This is a genomic window from Streptomyces sp. NPDC044061 (assembly GCF_056434305.1).
Map to the genome: position 1 here is coordinate 3,439 of NZ_JBWKFL010000124.1, position 2,910 is coordinate 6,348.

At 64.7% G+C, this 2,910-nt stretch carries 1 protein-coding gene and 2 pseudogenes; all 3 read left to right on the plus strand.

Annotated features, from left to right (window positions below):
- Window positions 1-192: 192 nt before the first annotated feature.
- A pseudogene (locus tag AC07CM_RS50230) lies at window positions 193-486 on the plus strand (transposase); the annotation flags it as partial.
- Between the two features lie 564 nt (window positions 487-1,050).
- On the plus strand, window positions 1,051-2,190 hold the full coding sequence (locus AC07CM_RS50235) for an ABC transporter substrate-binding protein (protein WP_478883258.1): 1,140 nt from the start codon (window positions 1,051-1,053) through the stop codon (window positions 2,188-2,190).
- A gap of 73 nt (window positions 2,191-2,263) precedes the next feature.
- Window positions 2,264-2,629 (plus strand): annotated as a pseudogene (locus AC07CM_RS50240) (ATP-binding protein); the annotation flags it as partial.
- Between the last annotated feature and the right edge of the window lie 281 nt (window positions 2,630-2,910).

The following is a 2,910-nucleotide window of genomic DNA, read 5'->3' on the forward strand; positions in this document are numbered from 1 at the left end:
GCGCGGCAGACGTCCATGCCTGTTTCTCAGGGGGGTTCGACCCAGCAGGCCTCCCCACCTACCCGACAAGCGCCCCGACTGAGGTCAACAGTGCAGACCCGTGCCCCGGTACGGGTCACTCCTACCTTGAGGGGCGCTTCCTCCCGGCCGCAAACGGCCGGGGTTCCGCGCTAGATCATGCTGAACCTCTTCAAGGACAGCGACCGGGCGATCCGTGGGACCTTTCGTGCCGATGACCGCGCCGAGATCATCGAGTCCATGCCTGGCATGGGGCCGATCCTGGGGACGGAGTTCGTCGCCACCGTCGGCGGTCTGGGAGGCTACAAGGACGCTGGCCGCCTTGCCTCTCATGCCGGCCTGGCTCCGGTCGCCCGGTACTCCGGTCGTCGCACCGGCAACTACGACCGCCTTCAGCGCTACAACCGACGACTACGGCACATAGTCCCCATGTCGGCGCAGACCGCCACGGCATCGTCCGGGGAGAGCCCGGTACTCGGAGATTGCTGGCTTGCGGTGGAGGTAGCTGCTGGACGGTGGAAGCGTCGTTGGGAGGCCTAGTGGCCAGGGCATCGCAGTATGGTTCCGAGGTTGCGACGAGGTGTTCGAAGGCGGATCGTCGCATGCCGATCAGTGCTGGATCGGTGAGTAATCGTGGCCAGGGCGGGGCTGATCTGTCGGATGGTCGCTGGGGCCCCTGGGGTATGGGGCGATTTCGGTGAGGAAGTGGTGGACGATCAGGTGCGCCCACACTTCGTGGCGCACCAACTGAGGGTCGACGGACCGCAGCACCTCCTGACGGCCACGCTGGACGGCCTTGATCTGCCCACGTCACACGGGATCTTGGCTCCGGTCTCATGGCGTCCTCGGTGGGGCCGCACTCCTGTGGCCGAGTTACTCTGGTTCCGATGATTACTGCACCTGCTGCGTCGACGGCGCAAGCCAAAGACACGCAGCAGAGGATGACCGCTCTCCCGTGACGATCCGTTTCTGATTGGTGACGGATTGTCATCCTAGCTTTGTCCCTATCCATCGTCCTTTCTTGGAACGTGCGTGACCGCTCCTCATATCCGAGCAGTCGCTATCTCCGGCTGCCTCGCCCTGGCCGCACTGGCCCTGAGTAACTGCAGTGCCAGCCAAAACGGCACGCCCGAGAAGTCTTTGGTGGCCACTTCCGCTGAAAAAATTGGCGGCATGGACGCGCTTATTGCCGCGGCAAAACACGAGGGCACACTCAACGGCATAGCGATCCCGCGCGACTGGGCCGGCGGCGGCGCCCTGATCGACGGCTTCGAGAAGAAGTACGGGATCAAGGTCAGGGACGAGAACCCCTGGGCTCCCGGCCAGGACGAGATCGACGCCGTGAAGAGCCGCAGAGGTCAGACCAATGCACCCGACGTGATCGGCGTCGATGACACGTTCGCCCGGGCAGCCGCCCGCCAAAACTTGCTCTCTCCGTACAGGGTTGCCACGTACGACGGTATCCCGAAAAACCAGAAGGATCCGCACGCCTACTGGGCCAACAACTACGGCGGCTACATTTCCATCGGTTGCGACGCCAGGCGCGTCAGGCTGTGTCCTCAGACCTTCGCCGATCTACTGAAACCCCAGTACAGGGGCAAGGTCGGTCTCCAAGGTGATCCCACCACGACCGGTTCCGGCTTCGCCGGTGTGTACGCGGCGGCCGTCGCGAACAAGGGATCGTTCGACGACATCCAGCCCGGGCTCGACTTCTTCGCCAAGCTCAAAAAGACCGGCAACTTCAATCCCATCTACTCCACTGCCGCCACGGTCGAGAACGGCCAGACGCCCATCATCATCAGTTGGGACTACCTCAACCTCAACTACACGGATAAGCTTCGCAGCAAGGGCGTGAAATGGCGGGTCTCCATCCCCTTCGACGGCAGCTTCGCCCAGTACTACGCGCTGGCGGTCAACAAGGATGCCCCGCACCCCGCAGCCGCACGCCTGTGGCTGGAATGGCTCTTCAGCCCCGAAGGGCAAAACCTCCGCCTCGCCGGCTACGCCCGCCCGGCGCTGATGCAGGCCATGGAGAAGAGCGGAACCCTCGACAAGACCGCCGCGGCAAGGCTGCCAATTGTTGAGGGCACACCGCAGTTCCCCACGGATACCCAGATGCAGATGGCGAGGGAAACAGTGGCTCGGGGCTGGACGAGCGTCGTGTCGGGCTGACAATCGAGCGGGCCCTGGACGCCTGGGACGTCCGGCTGCACAGTGTGTCCTACAGCCAGTCCACCGCGCCGACCGGCTATCAGAACGGGGCCTGGAAGAGATCGGATTTGCCACCGAGATCATCCTCAGTGAGCTGATCACCAACGCCATCCGTTACGGCGGCGAGCCCATCACGGTCCAACTGATCTGCGACCGAGTCCTGATCTGTGAGGTGCACGACGGCAGTAGCACCTCCCCCCGTCTGCGCCGGGGCTAAGAGCACTGACGAGGGTGGCCGCGGACTTTTCCTGGTCGCCCAGTTCGCCCAGCGCCGGGGCACCCGCTACACCGCCCGCGGCAAGATCATCTGGACCGGGCAGGCCCTCCACGACGGCACCGCCCCGACCGGGGAGGCCTCGGCGAGATCATCCTTGTCTCGTGGGACGACACAGCGTTGTGAGTTGTGAGGGCGCCATGGCAGCAAAGGTCGCCATGCGAGCGCCTCACTTAGCTTAGACGACCGGCCGTAGCCCCCTGGGCTCGGCTCACAGGGCCGGGCCCACTTCAGGTCGCCTCGTGTCCTCGCTGCGGTGGGTCAGGCCCCGGTCTCAGGCGTCATCGGCCGGGACGCCGCCCTGGTGGCCGAGTTGACGGCGGCCATGACAAGCTCCCCATAGGCGGCCATTTACCGCCCCACTGATGGCCACGGGATTCCCCGGGTACGGCCAGATTTCTCCCCGC